This is a genomic window from uncultured Brachyspira sp. (genome assembly GCF_944388875.1).
GTDB lineage: Bacteria > Spirochaetota > Brachyspiria > Brachyspirales > Brachyspiraceae > Brachyspira.
Map to the genome: position 1 here is coordinate 89605 of NZ_CALXKQ010000001.1, position 18690 is coordinate 108294.

Sequence of the window (18690 nt, forward strand, 5' to 3'; positions counted from 1 at the left end):
TTATGGGCAGAAGAAATTAATCCCGCTGCCCACAAAACAAACAAACTTACCAACAAATTAATTAGATTATAGTCCCACTTTTAACTATTGTATTTTTAGGAAGTATTACTATACCGTCCCTAATACAATAAAATTCGGTATCCTGATGCTGTATTTTTTTCTTATTTGTGATAACAACATCATTTCCTATCCTAACATTTTTATCTATTATAACATTTTTTAGCGTACATTTCTTACCAATACCAATTTTAGGTAAATGTTTAACATTAAGTCTTTCAATATCATTACTGTCTTCATAATAATCACTTCCCATCATAATAACTCTTTCTAAAGTAGATCCGCTTTGAACAACAGAACGTACTCCTATAACACATTCTTTTATGGTAGCATTTTCAATCCTGCATCCGTCAGCTATTATACTTGAAGTTACTGAAGCCTTTTCAACTTTGGAAGGCGACAAGTAGCGTACATGCGTATATATAGGAGCATTTTCATCATAAAAATCAAAAGGAGGATTTTTACTTCCAAAAGATATATTAGCCTCAAAATATGCTTTAATAGTTCCTACATCCTCCCAATATCCCTGAAAAGCATAACTGAATACTTTATATTTCTTTATAGCCTCTGGTATGATATCTTTACCAAAATCTATCATAGAACCGTCAGCCAAAATATCTTTAAGTACATTGCGTCTGAATACATAAATACCCATAGAAGCCAAATATTCTTTTTTAGGGTCTTCTATATTAAACATTTTCTTTTGATCTTCTGTCAATTTCAAAGAGTTTAGAACTTCATCTTCTTTAGGCTTCTCATGGAAATTAGTAATTTGACCTCTTTTATTTACAAGCATTACACCAAATCCTTTAGCATCCTCCCTTACAACTGGAACTGTTCCTACAATTATATCAGCACCTGTTTCAAGCATGTGCTGAAGCATAACATTATAATTCATACGATAAACTTGGTCGCCTGAAAGTATTACTACATTATTAACAAATTCATTATCAAAATGAGGAAGATTCTTTCTAACCGCATCAGCAGTGCCTTGATACCAATCTATATTAGTATCAGTCTGCTCTGCTGCAAGTATGCTGACATGTCCGCCTGAGAAGTTATCAAATCTATAAGCATTATATATATGATTATTTAAAGAAGCACTGTTAAATTGTGTAATAACATATATATTCCTGAATCCGCTGTTAATACAATTAGATACAGGTATGTCTATCATTCTATATTGACCGCCCAAAGATACAGCAGGCTTGGAACGTGCTTTTACTAAAGGATAAAGTCTTGTACCCCTGCCACCGCCTAGTATCAAAGCAACAGTATTAAATGATCTCATAAAAAACTCCAATATTTTTTTTCTATAACTAAATAAACTTAAATGATTATAGTATTAAGTATAGTAAAAAAATATGTCTTTTTCAAGAATTAAATAACTGATTATATTATACTAAAATGTTTTAAAGCATTATATATACCATTATTATCAACATCATCTGTTATATAATCTGCAACTTCCTTAACTCCTTCATTAGCATTACCCATAGCCACACCTATTGCGGCATGCTCTATCATAGTTATATCATTTCCTCCATCTCCAAAAGCCATAGTTTCTGATATATTTATACCATAATATTCTATAATTTTATCCATACCTATATGTTTGCCGCCGCCTTTAGTATTAACATCTGTAAATAAAGGATGCCATCTGCTGGATTCGCAGTTTTTGAATATTTTTTTCATCAATTCTTTTTCTTTTGCTTCATCAACAAATAAATTAATTTGCAAAATATTATCAATATTTTTTTCTAAAAACTCATAATAATTATCTACTGCTGGTATCGGAAGATTAATTGATTTTGAAACTGCTTCAACCTCTTTTGTAACATAATTTATAAATATACCGCTGTTCATCATAACGGAACATGGAAATTTCTCTTTATTTTTAAGATAATCAATGAGTGAATATATCTCTTCTCTTTCAATGCCTTTTTTATATATCTCTTTATCCCCTATAAAACAATTAAAGCCATTAGCTGTTATATACCCATCAAACTCTAAATTATCTAAATTATTTATATGATTTTTTATTCTTCCTGTTGCTATAAAAACTTTAATTCCTTTTTCTTTTAAAATTCTTATAGCCTCTTTTGAAGAATCAGAAACTTTATGAGTATTAAAACTAACTAAAGTTCCGTCTATATCAAAAAATGCTGCTTTTATCATAATCAAAAAACCTTAAATCAATTCACTAAATCAAAATGTTTTAATGCCTTATAAATTCCATCATCATCAACGCTATCCGTTATATAATCTGATATCTCTTTTACATCATCATTAGCATTTCCCATAGCTACCCCAATACCAGCATGCTTAATCATACCTATATCATTTCCTCCATCTCCAAAGGCAATGGTTTCTGATATATCTATTGAATAATATTCTATAACCTTATCTATACCTACATTTTTACCGCTGCATTTTGGATTAACATCAGCAAATGAAAAATGCCATCTGCTTGATATTGAATTTTTAAGTACATTATTCATTATGTATTTTTCTCTATTATCATCTACAAAAATATTAAGCTGCAATATATCTTTATAATTATTAGTTATATAATCATTGAAATCTATTACTGCAGGGAGTTTAACATTTGCCATACCGTAAAGTATATTGATAATCTCATCTATATAGTTTATAAATACAGAATCACTTGTTATTAATGAACATGGAAATTTATTATTTTTATCATCAAGATAATTCATCAAAGAAAATAAATCTTCTTTATCCAAAGATACCCTAAAAATCTCTTTAAAATTTTCATTATCCTTAACGAAACAGCATCCTCCATTAACTGTTACATATCCATCTAATTCAATATCTTTCAAATTGTCTATTTGAAATAATGCTCTTCCGCTTGCTGCAAATACTTTTATACCTTTTTCTCTAAGCTGTTTTATGGATTCTTTAGCAGATTCAGAAATTTTATGCGTATTAAAACTAACTAAAGTTCCGTCTATATCAAAAAATGCTGCTTTTATCATTGTTACCGCTCTCATTATATTTTATTTTTTAATGTATAGATTATATATCTAAAAATATTATTTTCAATTATTATAATCATAAAAAAAGATACCCTAAATCAATTAGGATATCTTTTCATATTATTTATATAATTTCACACTTTATTTCGTGCTAGGTCCGAATTTAAATCCTAACTGCAAACCAATATCAAAACTTGAATATGAAACCTCATCAACAAGTAATCTATTATTATTTATTGCATTATTTAAACGGTATAAATCAGGCTCTACACCGAAATCATATCCAAGATATAAACCTATATTAAATGCCATTTTCTCTGTGAAAAATATTGAATAATCAAAAGTCAGTTTTAAATATGGTATTACTGCTGATTTTAAATTTCTTTTCATATAATCAGAATCTATCTTAGTATCTGTTGTAATTGATGCTGCTTTGTAACGGTAATTTCCAGACATAGGAATTTTAGCACCAAATCCAATACCTACAGCAAAATTATAAAAATTAAACTTTGGGAGCAAACCCAACTGTATACTGTCAAATGAATATGTTTCAGATATATTTTCACTGAGTTTACTAATGTATGAATAAGTATCATGGCTGTATCCTATTTCTCCAAGAACACTTAATCCAAGATTACCTGTAAATTTAAACATGTAGCCTATCTGTGCTGTTACTCCTATATCAAAACCTACACCGCCATCTCTTCCAACCGTATTGCGTACAGAACCATCCGTCATTGCATCTAAGTCTTCAGCATATTTAGTTAAACTATAATCGTAAACACCTACACTCAAACCAATAGGAACATTTAGTATAAACTCAAATCCGCCGTCAATAGCAAATGATGTGGCTGCGGCAGAAACAAACATAAAAACAAAAATGATTAACTTTTTCATATTTATTAAACTCCAATATCATATTTTTATATTGTAATATAACTTTAACATGTAAAATATAATTTACAACATCAAATTTATGATAAATAATTTTAATATGACAAGTAATTGAGTGCTGCAAATATAAAAAATAATACTTACAGCACAAAGAAATACTGATTTTTATTAAAAGACTATAGTTAAAATTCTATATTTAGCTGATGCATATATAAAAAAATTATATACCTTATGCATAACTCCTATACTATTATAACTATAACAGTAATTATTATATAATAAATATTTATAAATGTCAATAAAATATATTATAAAAAACAAATTTAGTTAATTATATTTTGTACTTAATTATAAGAAGAAAATTTTATAAAAAATTTATAACAAACATAATTATTGACAATTTATTATTTTATAGTATAAAGATTGACATGATAAAACTAAAGGAAAACTATAAATGAAAAAAGGAAAAAAGTCCGAGATAAAAAAGCTGAGGGTAAAAACACATAAAAATCTTTTATTGGTAAAAGGCAGCAGCGAAGAAGATAATAAAAAATTAGAGATAATAAGGGATATATTAATAAATGATGAAAACAAAGATAAAGCAGACTTGCATAATTATTTTTTAGAAAATAAAGGCGAAGCTATTTTTAAACATCTTCCTTTTTTCGATATATATGAAAGGCATTTCTCAAAATATAGAGGTAAAGATATAAATTTTCTTGAAGTAGGCGTAGGAAGCGGAGGGGCTGTAAAAATGTGGAAATACTATTTTTCTAAAAATAATCCTGATGCAAAAGTAAATATATACGCTATAGATAAAAATATTAAATGCAAACAGTTTGAACAGGATAATATAAAAATATTCATAGGCTCTCAGGATGACAGAGAATTTTTAAAAGAATTAAAAAAACAAATTCCTAAATTGGATATATTGATAGATGACGGCGGACACAGAATGAATCAGCAGATAATAACATTTGAAGAGATGTATGAACATATAAAAGATGATGGGCTTTATTTATGCGAAGATGTTTATACTTCATACTGGCCTAATTTCGGAGGAGGATATAAAAACCCTAATTCATATATAGAATACACAAAAAATTTAATAGACTGCTTAAATGCATATTGGGCTACCGAAGAAGATAATTTAACGGCAAATAGTTTTACAGACAGCACTTACGCCATTCACTATTATGATGCGGTAGTAGTAATAGAAAAGAAAAAAAGGGATAAAAGATATAATGATATATGTCAGCAGGCTATTATAGGAAAAACAAAAGAGTAAAATTTGTATATGCTAAAATAATATATCTATTTTTTTAAATGCATCAATACAGATTTTAATAATATTATAATTATAAAAGTTATTACACTTATTAAAACTATAGCAGCACCAGGTTTAAGTCCATTGTAATAAGAAATAAATATTCCAAGTACTGTAAAAAATAAATTAAACAGCACAGCATATATGATAGTCTTTTTATAACTCCCTGCAACCTGCATAGAACATGCAGCAGGAACTACCATCATTGAAGATACTATCAAAGCACCTACTGCCCTTGCAGATATTGATACTGTAACAGCTGTAAGTATAGTAAAAATGAAGTTTATTCTATTTACAGGAACTCCTGAAAGTTTAGCAAGTCTTTCATTAAATGTTATATAAAAAATCTCTTTATATAAAAATATAAAAATAAGTATCGATATTAAACTTATAAATACAACAAGTCTAAGTTCAAAATCACTTACAGCAACTATGCTTCCGAATAAAAAACTATTAAAATTGGAATTATTAGAAACAAAACCAGAAAGAAGCCCTGCAAGTCCTATAGATAAAGACATTATAATAGATATAGACATTTCTCCATATTTTGAAATTTTTTTTCTTATAAACTCTATAGAAAGTGCAGCTAATATACAGAAGACAACTGAAGCTGCTATAGGATTTATATTAAATACAAGTCCGAAAGTAACCCCCGCAAGTGAAGTATGAGATATAGCATCCCCTATCATAGAAAGTCTTTTTAATACAACAACAACGCCTATACAAGGTATGATTACAGCAAGCATAATACCTACTATAAAAGCCTTACGCATAAAATCATACTGAAATATTTCCATTATATATTATTCACCCCATTCCCATTATTATAAATACAGCAAGAGCATACATTGTTATCATGCGGATGTTTATGCTTATGAGAAAGTTCTATATATATTTGTTTTTTATCAAGTTCTACTAAAGTACCGTCTTCAAAACAGAATATTCTATTTGATATTTTAGATACTCTTTCAACATCATGCGTAACCATTACTATAGATACTTTTTCATCTCTATTTAAATCCTGCAGAATATTATATATTAAATCTACAGTTTCTTCATCCACTCCGTTTGTAGGTTCATCAAGCACAATCAAATTAGGATCAGATATTAAAGTTCTAGCTAGAAAAACTCTCTGTATCTGACCGCCTGAAAGTTTGGATATCATTCTATCTTTATATTTATGCATACCCAGTAACTCCAGTACTTTCATAACTTTATCTTTATGCTTTTTATTAGGAAATTTAAATAATCCTATATCAGCAAAATTATTAGACATTACTATTTCATAAACTGTTGCAGGAAAGTTTACAATTTTAGAATATGCATTCTGCTCTAAATAACCTATTCTGTTCCAATTCTTAAATTTGCTTATATCTTCTTCATATAATTTTATGCTTCCCATATATTGATGAAGCTCTCCTAAAATGAGTTTTAATATAGTGCTTTTTCCTGCCCCATTTGAACCTATTATTGATACGAAATCTCCGCTGTTAATATCAAAACTTACGCATTTAAGTATATCATCAGATGTATATCTAAAATGTACATTTTTAAATTCTATAACTTTACTCATACACTTATTTAAGCCCATTAGTCAAAGCTTCAAAATTTTTTTCCATTACAGAAAAATAATCCTCTCCAGAATTAATATATTCTTCGCTTAAAGACTCTATCGGATTTAATGTATATATTTTAACTCCTGTTTCCTTAGCAATAGAATCTACCAATTTAGAACTTGAAAAATCCTCATAAAATATAGCCTCAATATTATTATTTTTTATAAAAGTGATTGTTTCTGACATAGCTTTAGGATCAGCTTCATCTCTTGCAATAGCAACCTGATTTAAAGAATATTCTTTGCAGAAATGTCCGAATGCAGGATGAGTTACAACCAAATTAGTATTTTTAATATTTGATAAATAATTTCTAAAAATATTATCCAAATCATCCAAATGTGCGGCATATACATTATAATTAGAATTATAATAATTGGCATTATTAGAATCTATTTCTATAAAAGCATTTTTAATATTTTCCATCTCTTTTTTAGCCTTAATTGGAGAAAGCCAAAAATGAGGATCTAATTCATCATTAGGTATCCCTAAAGAAGCCTCTATATATTTAATATCTTTTATGCTGTCTTTAACAGTATCAACCCAATGCTCCATTCCTCCGCCATTATATATAAAAAGATTAGCCTTAGTTAAATTTGCCATATCTTTTGATGTTATTTCAAAATCATGAGGCTCTGAACCAGCAGAAGTCATATTATAAATATCAGCTTTATCCCCAGCTATCTTTTTAGCAAAATCATAAATAGGATATATACTGGCATATACTTGAAGTTTAGTATTAGAAGTATCAGATGCATTTTCATTTGAAGATTTATTACTGCATCCAATAATAAATAATAATATTGTAAAAATGATTGTTGCAATTTTTTTCATATTATATAGAATCCTTTAATAAAGTAATATAATTATACTATTATAATACTTTAATCATCAAATTTCAATATGTTTTACTGTACTAACATTTTGGTAATATATAAAAATACATTATTAAATATAAAAACTTTTTACCGAAAATATTAATAGTATTATATTATTAGGATAATTATGAAATATATTGTAGGATTTTTAACTATAGCATTGTTTATAATTTCTTGCTCAACAACTAAAATATCCCATAATGAAAAAGTGTCTGACAATAATCTTGAAGGCAGGAAGTTTAAACTTATAAGCATGTACCCAGACATGAATATTACTATAGAATTCTCTTCAGACAGCATTTCAGGATTTTCTGCTGTAAATAATTATTCATCATCATATATGATTGACGGAGATATTTTTAGTGTATTGTCCATAACAGCAACAAAAAAATTTGGCTCCAAAGAAGAAAACACTGCTGAAAATGAATATCTAAATATGCTAAAGTCTGCAACTTCATATAAGATTACAGGTAAAAATTTAATAATATATACATTACTATCAGATAAAAATTTAATTTTTGAAGAGATTTAGGGTATTTTAATGATAAAAAAAGTTACAGCTTTAGCACTTATTATTGTATTTATTTTAATTTCATGTGCTTCATCAGGCAAGTCTATAGCCATATCAACAAGCACGCTTAATGGAAAAACATTTCAGCTTGTTAATATGTTTGAAGGAAGAGGAATAACTATATCATTTTACAATGACGAATTTTACGGATACAGCGGATTCAATACATACTTAGGCAAATATGAAATGAGAAGGGGAAATATAATAGTGTTTAAGGATATGGCTGTAACAAAAATGGGAGGAGAATTAGAAGCCGTTGAAATAGAAAAGCAGTATATAGAATTATTAGGCAAAGCCTCTTCAATAGAAATGACAAGTACTACCCTTACGATAATAACTTTAGATAATGAAAGGCTAGAGTTTAAAAGAATAAAATAATGAAATACAAAAGAGTCATATATTTTATAATAGGCATAATAATATTTATAGCCTTATGGTCTTTTATTTCTAAAAAAATTAATTCTGAAATAATATTCCCTAATATAAAAAGCATAATAAATAAATTATTAGAAATAGTGTCAGAAAAATCATTTTATAAAGATTTGCTTTCAAGTATGATAAGAGTATTAATCACATTTGCATTATCATTTTTGGCGGCATTGATTTTTGGAATAATATCAGGAATATTTAATGGTTTTAGATATATATTAATGCCTATGATAAATTTCATACGTACTATACCAACTATACCATTAATACTAGTTGCTGTAATATGGTTCGATAATAATACAGTGCCTATATTTGTATCAATGCTTGTAATATTTCCTATATTGTATGACTCTGTATGCAATGGAATAATAAATGTTGATAAAAATTTAATAGATATATCATTATCCTACAATGTATCTTTAAAAACACAGATAATAAATCTTTATATACCATCTATAAAGCCGTACATATTAACAGGAGTATCACAATCTATGGGTATAACTTGGAAAAGTATATTGGCAGCGGAAATATTGGCTATGCCTAGTTTGGGAATAGGTACAAAATTATATGAATCTCATTTATATTTAGACACTATAGGATTATTTGCTTATTGTCTGATTGCTGTTATATTTAATGGAATATTTGAAATTATTATAAGGCTTAATAATGAAAGATAAAAATATATTCAAGCTAGAAAATATAAATCTCTCATATAATGATTTAACAATATTTAAAAACTTCAATATAGAATTTCATTTAAACAAAATAAATATAATATTAGGCTCTTCAGGATGCGGAAAAACTACACTTTTAAATATTATATCATCAAAAATAAATAAAGAAGACAAGGCATTTGTATATCAGGAACCTAGATTATTAAATTTTTTTAATGCATATAAAAATATAGAATATATTTTAAAAGACAAAATAAAAGATAAAAAAGAAAGAGAGAATAAAATAATATCATCATTAGAAATGACAGGACTTGAAAGAAATATATATTCAAAACCTAATGAATTAAGCGGAGGAATGAAGCAAAGACTGTCATTAGCAAGAGCTTTAGCTTATGATTCAAATTTTATACTTATGGATGAACCTCTTCAAGGTCAGGATATAAAAAGAAAAAAGGAGCTGCTTGATATAATAAAAGAAATACAATTAAATACAAATAAAACATTTTTCTATGTTACTCATGATGTATCGGAAGCTGTTATGCTTGGAGGTTACATATACATATTATCAAATAAAGATAATTATACAAAATTAATATTTCATACCAATATAAAAGATAATGAACTAAATAATGAGTCAGAACTTATAAAAATATTAATAGAAAATTAAATTATTTTATTGTTTAGCTTACATACCCCGCCCTATAAATTTAATACTTAAGCTGAATTTATAATATTTATTAAGTTAATAGCAGACAAATAAAAAGCACTGCCCACCCAAGCTTTATTAAATTATAAAAATTCCGCTGCCGCACGTTAAATAAAATTAGAAATATAGTTTAATTTATATTCAAATTTCATTATATATAAAAATTCATTAAACGTGCGTTAAATAGAATTTTAAATATAATGCACGCTTGGGCGGGTACTATATTTTTGAATCAGATAGAAAATATTAATTTAGCAGCAAATTAATACAAATCAACAAAATAAAAGGGCGGGCTTTTATAAAAACATTATATAAAAAATCTATTAATATAGTCTATAATGAAAATAGCTAATACTATAAAAGGCAAAATACAAGTTACATAAAACCTAGCCCATTTAGGAAATTTAATTCCTTTTCCAGTATCAGCTTCTTTTATAAAATTATCCCAACCCCATCCGAATTCTCTGGTACAAAATATTAATATTATTATTCCGCCTATAGGAAGGAAATTATTACTTACTAAGAAATCAAGCCCGTCAGCTATGGTACTTCCTTCTCCAAGAGGTTTAATAAATGATAAAATATTGAAACCCAAAGCAGTAGGAAGACTTAATATGAATATACTTACAGCTACAATTATAGTAGTTTTCTTACGAGGCATCTTAGTTTCAGACATAGTAAATGCTATTATATTTTCAAATACAGCTATTATAGTTGTTAAAGCAGCCATTGATAAGAATAAGAAAAATAAAGCCCCCCAAAGCCTTCCTAAAACCATAGAATGAAAAATATTAGGCAATGTTACAAATGCTAAACCAGCCCCTTCTCCAGGGTTAATTCCGAAAGCAAATGTAGTAGGAAATATAACAAGCCCTGAAAGAAAAGCTATTAAAGTATCAAGCCCTACAACCATAATGGATTCTCCAGTAAGAGAATAGTCTTTTTCTATATAACTTCCGAATATAGTCATAGCTCCAATACCCAAACTAAGAGTAAAAAATGACTGACCTATAGCCGCATAAGCAACCGAGAAAAATCCTTTAATTCCTCCGCTGAACATTTTATCCAAATCAGGAAGCAGATAAAATTTTAAGCCTTCTTTGGCATTAGGCAATGTTACAGCCCTAATTATAAGGACAAAAAGAACCAAAAGAAGCAATGTCATCATAACTTTAGTTACCTTTTCAACACCATTTTCAAGCCCCATCATACAAACAGCTGTAGCTATTATTACGGATATAGTCATCCAGAATATTAATGTAGAAGGAGAAGCAAGAACAGTATTAAAGAACTCGCCAACCTGCTGAGGATTAAGTCCTTCCAACTTCCCCATAGCCATAAAATAACAGTATGATAAACACCATCCAGCTATAGTAGTATAAAACATCATAAGAAGCACGCATCCGAATAATTGTATATAGCCTATTATATGCCATTTATAGCCTTTTTTCTGAAGAACCCTATAAGAGCCAGCTAAATCTCTTTTACCAGCCCTACCCACAGAAAACTCCATTATAAGTATCGGAAGTCCTAAAATTACCAATGATATTAGATAAAGTACAACAAAAGCAGCCCCGCCATACTTACCTGTAATATAAGGGAATCTCCATACATTCCCTAACCCTATAGCACATCCTGCTGAAACTAATAAAAATCCTAATCTGCTTGAAAGTTTTTCTCTGTCATTATTATGCATATCATTATACCTATAACTTATTTTGAGTGATAATTTAATATATAAAAAGTTTAATTATTAGACATTCTTAAATTATTTATATAATTAGTATATATATTCATATCATTGCTATTTTCTATTAAAATAAAATCTACTCTTCTGTTTTCTTCGTCATTTGTATATATATTTAATAAATCCTGAAGAGCATAATTTGTGAACTTATATAAATCAGTAGTTTTCATATTCAAATATACACTTTCGCATCTCTTATATGATAAGTCTTCTGCTTCTTTTCTATTATAGAGAATTAATATATCATCTTTTCCGTACTCTAAAGAAGCATTTTCATTAGAAGATATATGTCCTTCTATAATAATATTCATAATATTAGTATTATGAGATAAACTGCTTACATAACTTATAGTATTATTATATTTATTTAAATCCAAATAACTGCTGTTTGATCCAAATAAAATAGTACTTGGAACTGTCAATAATTTACCTCTGTCAGTTAAGGTATACTGATATTCAGCTTTATTAGTAGGAAGTTCTTTTGGAGCTTTTGGTTTTTTTGCTGTTGATATAACTATTGCCCCATAAGAATTAAAAACTATTATTAATAATACAGCCAATATGGTCATATATAATTTATATTTATTAGACATAGAAAAAACCTCTTATCTAAGATTATACAATATATTAAAAAAATTTAAATATAGTTTCAATATCGCATTAATGAGTGAAATTAATTAGCTGGAAAAGTAAATAAAAAATTATTATATAAAAAAAAATTTATGTATTTTACTGCTATAAAATTGACAATAAGAAAAATAGTATTATACTATATAGAGTAGTACGTTTTTATTTTATGTAAATATTTTATTATAACAGGAGAGTTTATTATGGCATCAAAAAAGATGGTTTACTTCTTTGGTAATGGTAAATCTGAAGGTGCAAAAGAAACTAAAGCACTTTTAGGCGGTAAAGGCTTGGGACTTGCCCAAATGACAGAAAGTAAAGTTCCTGTACCTGCAGGCTTTACAATTACTACAGAAGTATGTGATTATTACTCAAAAAACAAATCATATCCTAAAGGATTAGACAAGCTAGTTGATGAAAATATTAAGAAACTAGAAAAAGCAATGGGTATGCAGTTTGGAAATCCAGAAAAACCATTACTTGTATCTGTTCGTTCTGGAGCTGCTATATCTATGCCGGGAATGATGGATACGATACTGAACTTGGGTATAAATGAAAAAGTGGTAGAAGGACTTATCGCTAAAACTAAGAATCCTAGATTTGCTTGGGATGCTTATAGAAGATTTATACAAATGTTCGGCGATGTTGCTATGGGCGTTGATCATGACAAATTTGAAGAAATACTTGATGATAGAAAAAAAGCTATAGCACCTAGAGTTGGAAAAGCAGAAAAAGATGTTAAAGACACTGATTTAGATGTTGAAGATTTAAAAATAGTAGTAAAAGAATATAAGGCTATGTATAAAGAAGAAATGGGAGAAGAATTCCCAGAAGAGCCTAAAGTACAATTATGGCATGCTATTAATGCAGTATTTAGAAGTTGGAATAACCCTAGAGCTGAAGCATACAGAAAATTAAATGACATAAGAGGTCTTTTAGGTACAGCTGTTAACGTACAGGCTATGGTATTCGGAAATATGGGAGATACTTCTGCTACTGGAGTATGTTTCTCACGCAACCCTGCTACTGGTGAAAATAAATTCTACGGAGAGTTCTTAATCAATGCACAAGGTGAAGACGTTGTTGCAGGTATCAGAACTCCTCAGGAAATTACATTAGAAGGCAGTAAAGAATGGGCTGAAAATAACGGTATAAGCGAAGAAGAAAGAAAATCTAAATATCCTTCTCTTGAAGAGGTTATGCCTGATGTATATAAACAGTTAGTAAGCTATAAAAATCAATTAGAAAAATACTACAGCGATATGCAGGATATGGAATTTACTATTCAGGAAAGCAAACTTTATATGCTTCAAACACGTAATGGTAAAAGAACTGCCGCTGCTGCTGTAAGAATAGCTGTTGAACTTGCTGAAGCTAAAATAATTTCTAAAGATGAAGCTTTAATGAGAGTTAATCCTTCTGATTTGGATCAATTACTTCACCCAACATTTGATCCTTCTGCTAAAAAATCAGCTAAAGTACTTGCTAAGGGATTAAATGCTTCTCCAGGAGCTGCAGTTGGTAAAGTTGTATTTGCTGCTGACAGAGCTGAGGCTATGAAAGAAGCAGGAGAACAGGTTGTACTTGTACGTATAGAAACTAGTCCTGAAGACATTAAGGGAATGAATGCTGCTGAAGGTATATTGACTGCAAGAGGCGGTTCTACTTCTCATGCTGCCGTTGTTGCACGCGGTATGGGTAAATGCTGTGTAGCAGGCTGCAGTGCTTTGGAAATTGATTATTCAAATAAATGCATGAAAGTTGGCGATGAAACTGTAAAAGAAGGCGAATATATATCTATAGACGGTTCTACTGGCGAAGTTATGCTTGGAAAAGTAGATACTAAAGAAGCTGAAATGTCAGAAGATTTCAAAAAACTTATGCAATGGGCTGATGAAATAAGAATAAAAAATAAATTTGAAGTTCATACTAATGCTGATACTCCTCATGATGCCGAAATTGCTAGAAAATTTGGTGCTGAAGGTATAGGTTTATGCCGTACTGAACACATGTTCTTCAATGCTGACAGAATTAAAAGCGTAAGACAGCTTATACTTGTTGCTGAAGAGGTAAAACAATTAAAAGAAAAATTGGAAGCAGCTGAAAAAATAGGCGATAAAAAAGCTATAGAAGAGCTTGAACCTTTATATAAAGAACCTAGAAAACTCTATGATGATGCTTTAGCAAATATTCTTCCTATGCAAAGAGAAGACTTTATCGGAATATTTACAGCTATGAATGGATATCCTGTAACTGTAAGACTTTTAGATCCGCCTTTGCATGAGTTCATCCCTCATGAAGATTCTCAATTACAAGAGCTTTCAAGAGAAATGAATGTTTCTTTTGATAAACTTAAAGCTATAAGAGATTCTTTGCATGAGTTTAACCCTATGCTTGGACATAGAGGCTGCCGTCTTGGTATTACTTACCCTGAAATATACGATATGCAGGCTAGAGCTATAATTGAAGCTGCTGTTAAAGTTAAGAAAAATGGAGTAGATGTTCATCCTGAAATAATGATTCCTCTTGTAGGTACTTTAAAAGAGCTAAAAATGATAAAAGACAGAATTATCAAAATAGCTGATGAAGTATTTGAAAAAGAAGGTTCCAAAGTTTCTTATAAAGTAGGTACTATGATAGAAGTTCCTAGAGCTGCTTTAGTTGCTGATAAGATTGCTACTGAAGCTGAGTTCTTCTCATTCGGTACTAATGACTTAACTCAAATGGGAGGCGGTTTCTCTAGAGATGATGCTGGTAAATTCTTAAAAGATTATGTTGATAAAGAAATATATGAAAAAGACCCTTTCCAATCATTAGATCAGGAAGGTATAGGAGAGCTTTTAAGAATAGGTGTTACAAAAGGAAGAGCTGCTAATAAAAAACTTATTGTAGGTATATGCGGTGAGCATGGAGGTGATCCTGCTACTGTTATGTTCTGCTATAATATAGGACTTAATTATGTAAGCTGTTCTCCTTACAGAGTACCTATAGCAAGATTAGCTGCTGCTCAAGGAATAATCAGCTCTAAACTAGCTAATAAAAAAGCTCCTGCTAAAAAAACTCCTGCTAAATCAGCAAAACCAGCTAGTGCTAAGAAAACTGCTGCTAAAGTAGAAGCTAAATCTTCTTCTAAAAAAGCAACCGTTAAAAAAGCTCCTGCTAAAAAAACTACAAGTAAGAAAAAATAATAAAATATTTATATAAAAATGATATTAGGGCTTGTATAAATATGCAAGCCCTATTTTTTTATTTAAAACTATAATATAATATTTACAAAAAATTAAGAGGCTTAAATGAAATATATATCTAATCTGCATACTCACACTGTATACTGTGATGGAAAAAATACTATAGAAGAAAATATAATATGTGCTATAGATAAAAAATTAATAAGTTTAGGATTTTCAGGACATTCTCATTTTTATGAGGACTGCTGTTCTATGTCTGAAGAAAATACAATTAAATACTTAGAAGATTTAAAAAAATACAAGGATATATATAAAGATAAAATTCAAGTTTATATTGGAATTGAGGGCGATTATTATTCCAATTTAAATAAATACACTGATGAAGAAATGGGACTTGATTATAGAATAGGCTCTGTACACTATATTAATGATAATGATAATAATTATTTTCCGATAGATATGTCCAGAGATACATTTAATGAAGCAGTAAAACATTTTGGAAGTTTGAAAGAAGTTATTTGCAGATATTATGATAATGTAATAAAAATGATAGAAAATCAAAAACCCGATATTATAGGTCATTTAGATTTGATTAGAAAATACAATTTAAATAAAGAATATTTTACAGAAGAAGAAGATTGGTATATTAAAAAGGTGGATGAGGTAATAGATGTAATTTCAAGAAATGGAAACATTGTTGAAGTAAATACAAAACTTATGAATAAAAATAATTTGGATGCTCATTACCCTAATAAAAATACTATAAAAAAACTATTAGAAAAAAATATACCTCTTACTATAAACTCAGATGCTCATAATGCAGATAACATAGATCATTTTTATATTGAAGCTGCTGATGAATTAAAAAAATTGGGAGCAAAGTCTATAAAAATGCTTATAGATAATAAATTTCAAGATGTTGATATAAATAGTTAAAATAAAAAGCATAGGATATATTTTTTATACCCTATGCTTATTTACTTTAAATAAATAAATTATTTAGTTTCAGTCAAAGTACCAGTAATTTTAATTATATTATTTTCATAAGTAGTTTGTAAATCACCTTTCCAATAAGGTACTCCTTCTTTAGCTTTATCTACTATTAAAGCAGATCCGTCTGTATTAAAATCAAAATCATTTGTAACAACAGCTTCGCTTCTTTTGAAGTTTTCTGTACCAGCACCTACTTGAAGAATTCCATTAGCATCAGTTTTCATTTCAAAAATATAAGGTTCAACTGTTTTACCGCCTGCATGAACGAATCTGATAGTAATAACTCCGTCATCACCTTTTGTTATTCCAGTTCCTGTTACTTTAGGACCTGTAGTGCCTTCTACTGTTCTTTGAGCAATACCTGAACCTGACATACCGTCATCTATATATCTTGAAGAATTAGCTGTAGCAAATAACAAAAACTGACCTAAACCAACTTCCATTTTATTATTGAAAACATTATTATCTGTAGATCTGTATTTGTTTAATAAATCTGGTGTTCTTGTAGGCATAGAAGCACCTGTAGCAGCATCTATTTTACCGTCTATATCACCATAAGAACCAGTAATCTTTAAATAAGAATTACTGCTGATTACAGCATTATTAGTGTCGCCAACTATAGCTTGGAAATCAATTGTTAATGTTCCAGCTGCTGTATCATTAGTGTTAGCAGTAGTTGTTGTTTCTGTTTTTTGACCGCCGCATGCAATTGCTAAAACAGAAATAGTCAAAATAATAAATATTTTTTTCATGTTTTTCCCCTTTTTTTATTAACGTATATAAATATTAATATATTATTAACTTTATGTCAAAAACAATTTTACATTTATTTTAATATATTTACTATATATTTATACTAGAATATAATTATATAATTAAAAAAAATATTAATTAATATATAATAAATTTATCCAATATCATTAGGAGAATATATGCAGTATCTAAAAGACACAGTATTTTGGAATAATAGTTTGCTTCAATACATAATATTTGCAATTGTATTAACTGTAAGCTTTACTGTAATGAATGTAATTTTACTAATTTTATTAAAAATATTACTTAAAGTAAATACTAAATTTCAGAATCTTTTTGTTACAAACCTTATAAAAAGCATAAAGAAAAGAACAAGGCCTATTATATTTATAATATCATTAGCAATATCAAGGTTTAGTTTGCATTTGCCTAAGGAACTAAGCGGATATTGGGGAAAAATAGTTATAGTTTTCATTATTATATTTTTGATAATGTTTGTATGCGACTTTATCAGCAATTTTACAGAGAACTATTTATCAAAAAAAAGAGAGGTTGTTATATCTGACGGTATTATTACCATATTAAAAGCATTGGTATGGATAATAGGATTTTTAACTATACTTTCAAATTTGGGTGTTAATGTAAATACTTTTATTACTGGGCTTGGTATAGGAGGTGTTGCTGTAGCATTTGCAGCTCAAAGTATAATAGCTGATTTATTCAATTATTTTGTTATAGTATTTGATAAGCCTTTCTTAAAAGGAGATTATATTCAGATAGATCAGGACTTGGGAACTGTAGAATATATTGGAGTAAAATCTACAAGAATTAGAAGAAATACAGGAGAACAGCTTTTAATATCAAATACAAATTTACTTGCCTCAAGAATACAGAATTATAGAGTTTTGGAAAGAAGAAGGAAATATATGCTAATTGGTGTTGAATACTCTACTCCATTAGAAAAATTAAAGGTAATACCTGATATTATAAAACAAATTATAGAAAGCACTGACTATGCTGATTTTTACAGTGCAAGATTTATAGAATTTGCAGACTCATCACTTAATTTTGAAGTTATATATTATGTAAACATATCAGATTATGTTCAGTACGTAACTATAGTTGAAGATGTAAATTATAGAATAATAGATGAATTCAATAAATTAGGTGTAGGATTTGCTTTCCCATCAAGAACTTTATATATAAATAATAATGAAAACTAAACTTATAAAGG

18 protein-coding genes are annotated in these 18690 nt (G+C 28.4%); 8 read left to right on the top strand and 10 right to left on the bottom strand.

Annotated elements, in window-relative coordinates:
- Positions 1 to 61: 61 nt before the first annotated feature.
- The 4 genes from Q0J69_RS00435 to Q0J69_RS00450 form a co-directional block, all read right to left on the bottom strand.
- Complete coding sequence (locus Q0J69_RS00435) at positions 62 to 1348, bottom strand: glucose-1-phosphate adenylyltransferase (RefSeq protein WP_297203236.1); 1287 nt, start codon at positions 1346 to 1348, stop codon at positions 62 to 64.
- Between the two features lie 101 nt (positions 1349 to 1449).
- A complete protein-coding gene (locus Q0J69_RS00440) occupies positions 1450 to 2235 on the bottom strand; it encodes a Cof-type HAD-IIB family hydrolase (RefSeq protein WP_297203238.1) in 786 nt (261 codons plus the stop codon).
- 17 nt (positions 2236 to 2252) lie between these two features.
- Positions 2253 to 3056: a Cof-type HAD-IIB family hydrolase gene (locus Q0J69_RS00445; RefSeq protein ID WP_297203240.1), complete on the bottom strand. Its 804-nt coding sequence runs from the start codon at positions 3054 to 3056 to the stop codon at positions 2253 to 2255.
- A 141-nt stretch (positions 3057 to 3197) separates the two neighbouring features.
- Positions 3198 to 3953, bottom strand: coding sequence for a hypothetical protein (locus Q0J69_RS00450; protein WP_297203242.1), 756 nt, complete (start codon positions 3951 to 3953; stop codon positions 3198 to 3200).
- Positions 3954 to 4404: 451 nt separating this feature from the next.
- Here Q0J69_RS00450 and Q0J69_RS00455 point away from each other — a divergent pair, with 451 nt between their 5' ends.
- Entirely contained in the window at positions 4405 to 5238 is an 834-nt protein-coding gene (locus Q0J69_RS00455) for a class I SAM-dependent methyltransferase (protein WP_297203245.1), read from the top strand.
- A gap of 26 nt (positions 5239 to 5264) precedes the next feature.
- Here the strand turns inward: Q0J69_RS00455 and Q0J69_RS00460 are convergent, their stop codons facing one another.
- Genes Q0J69_RS00460 through Q0J69_RS00470 form a run of 3 tightly spaced genes read right to left on the bottom strand, consistent with a single transcriptional unit; the run spans position 5265 to position 7724 of the window.
- Positions 5265 to 6074, bottom strand: coding sequence for a metal ABC transporter permease (locus Q0J69_RS00460; RefSeq protein WP_297203246.1), 810 nt, complete (start codon positions 6072 to 6074; stop codon positions 5265 to 5267).
- Positions 6074 to 6850 (bottom strand): metal ABC transporter ATP-binding protein, encoded by a 777-nt coding sequence (locus Q0J69_RS00465; RefSeq protein WP_297203248.1) that lies wholly within the window; start codon positions 6848 to 6850, stop codon positions 6074 to 6076. The genes Q0J69_RS00460 and Q0J69_RS00465 overlap by 1 nt, the downstream gene beginning before the upstream one ends.
- A 4-nt stretch (positions 6851 to 6854) precedes the next feature.
- Entirely contained in the window at positions 6855 to 7724 is an 870-nt protein-coding gene (locus Q0J69_RS00470; protein WP_297203250.1) for a zinc ABC transporter substrate-binding protein, read from the bottom strand.
- Positions 7725 to 7895: 171 nt separating this feature from the next.
- Here Q0J69_RS00470 and Q0J69_RS00475 point away from each other — a divergent pair, with 171 nt between their 5' ends.
- Genes Q0J69_RS00475 through Q0J69_RS00490 form a run of 4 tightly spaced genes read left to right on the top strand, consistent with a single transcriptional unit; the run spans position 7896 to position 10109 of the window.
- On the top strand, positions 7896 to 8300 hold the full coding sequence (locus Q0J69_RS00475; protein WP_297203252.1) for an META domain-containing protein: 405 nt from the start codon (positions 7896 to 7898) through the stop codon (positions 8298 to 8300).
- 9 nt (positions 8301 to 8309) lie between these two features.
- Positions 8310 to 8717 (top strand): META domain-containing protein, encoded by a 408-nt coding sequence (locus Q0J69_RS00480; protein WP_297203254.1) that lies wholly within the window; start codon positions 8310 to 8312, stop codon positions 8715 to 8717.
- Complete coding sequence (locus Q0J69_RS00485) at positions 8717 to 9445, top strand: ABC transporter permease subunit (protein ID WP_297203256.1); 729 nt, start codon at positions 8717 to 8719, stop codon at positions 9443 to 9445. The genes Q0J69_RS00480 and Q0J69_RS00485 overlap by 1 nt, the downstream gene beginning before the upstream one ends.
- Positions 9435 to 10109 carry an ATP-binding cassette domain-containing protein gene (locus tag Q0J69_RS00490; protein ID WP_297203258.1) on the top strand — a complete coding sequence of 225 codons (675 nt, stop codon included), beginning with the start codon at positions 9435 to 9437 and terminating at the stop codon, positions 10107 to 10109. Before Q0J69_RS00485 ends, Q0J69_RS00490 begins: the two co-directional genes overlap by 11 nt.
- Positions 10110 to 10455: 346 nt before the next feature.
- Here Q0J69_RS00490 and Q0J69_RS00495 read toward each other — a convergent pair whose 3' ends face one another.
- Positions 10456 to 11844, bottom strand: a complete 1389-nt coding sequence (locus tag Q0J69_RS00495; RefSeq protein WP_297203260.1) for a sodium-dependent transporter — start codon at positions 11842 to 11844, stop codon at positions 10456 to 10458.
- 50 nt (positions 11845 to 11894) lie between these two features.
- Positions 11895 to 12488, bottom strand: coding sequence for a hypothetical protein (locus Q0J69_RS00500; protein ID WP_297203262.1), 594 nt, complete (start codon positions 12486 to 12488; stop codon positions 11895 to 11897).
- Positions 12489 to 12725: 237 nt separating this feature from the next.
- Between Q0J69_RS00500 and ppdK the strand changes: the two genes are divergently transcribed.
- Together ppdK and Q0J69_RS00510 are read left to right on the top strand one after the other, a co-directional pair.
- Positions 12726 to 15710: a pyruvate, phosphate dikinase gene (gene ppdK, locus Q0J69_RS00505; protein WP_297203264.1), complete on the top strand. Its 2985-nt coding sequence runs from the start codon at positions 12726 to 12728 to the stop codon at positions 15708 to 15710.
- 105 nt (positions 15711 to 15815) lie between these two features.
- Positions 15816 to 16646, top strand: coding sequence for a histidinol-phosphatase (locus Q0J69_RS00510; RefSeq protein WP_297203266.1), 831 nt, complete (start codon positions 15816 to 15818; stop codon positions 16644 to 16646).
- A gap of 59 nt (positions 16647 to 16705) precedes the next feature.
- Here the strand turns inward: Q0J69_RS00510 and Q0J69_RS00515 are convergent, their stop codons facing one another.
- Positions 16706 to 17455 carry a hypothetical protein gene (locus tag Q0J69_RS00515; RefSeq protein ID WP_297203268.1) on the bottom strand — a complete coding sequence of 250 codons (750 nt, stop codon included), beginning with the start codon at positions 17453 to 17455 and terminating at the stop codon, positions 16706 to 16708.
- A gap of 180 nt (positions 17456 to 17635) precedes the next feature.
- On the opposite strand from Q0J69_RS00515, the gene Q0J69_RS00520 reads away from it, so the two are divergent.
- Positions 17636 to 18679 (top strand): mechanosensitive ion channel family protein, encoded by a 1044-nt coding sequence (locus Q0J69_RS00520; protein WP_297203270.1) that lies wholly within the window; start codon positions 17636 to 17638, stop codon positions 18677 to 18679.
- Positions 18680 to 18690 lie beyond the last annotated feature (11 nt).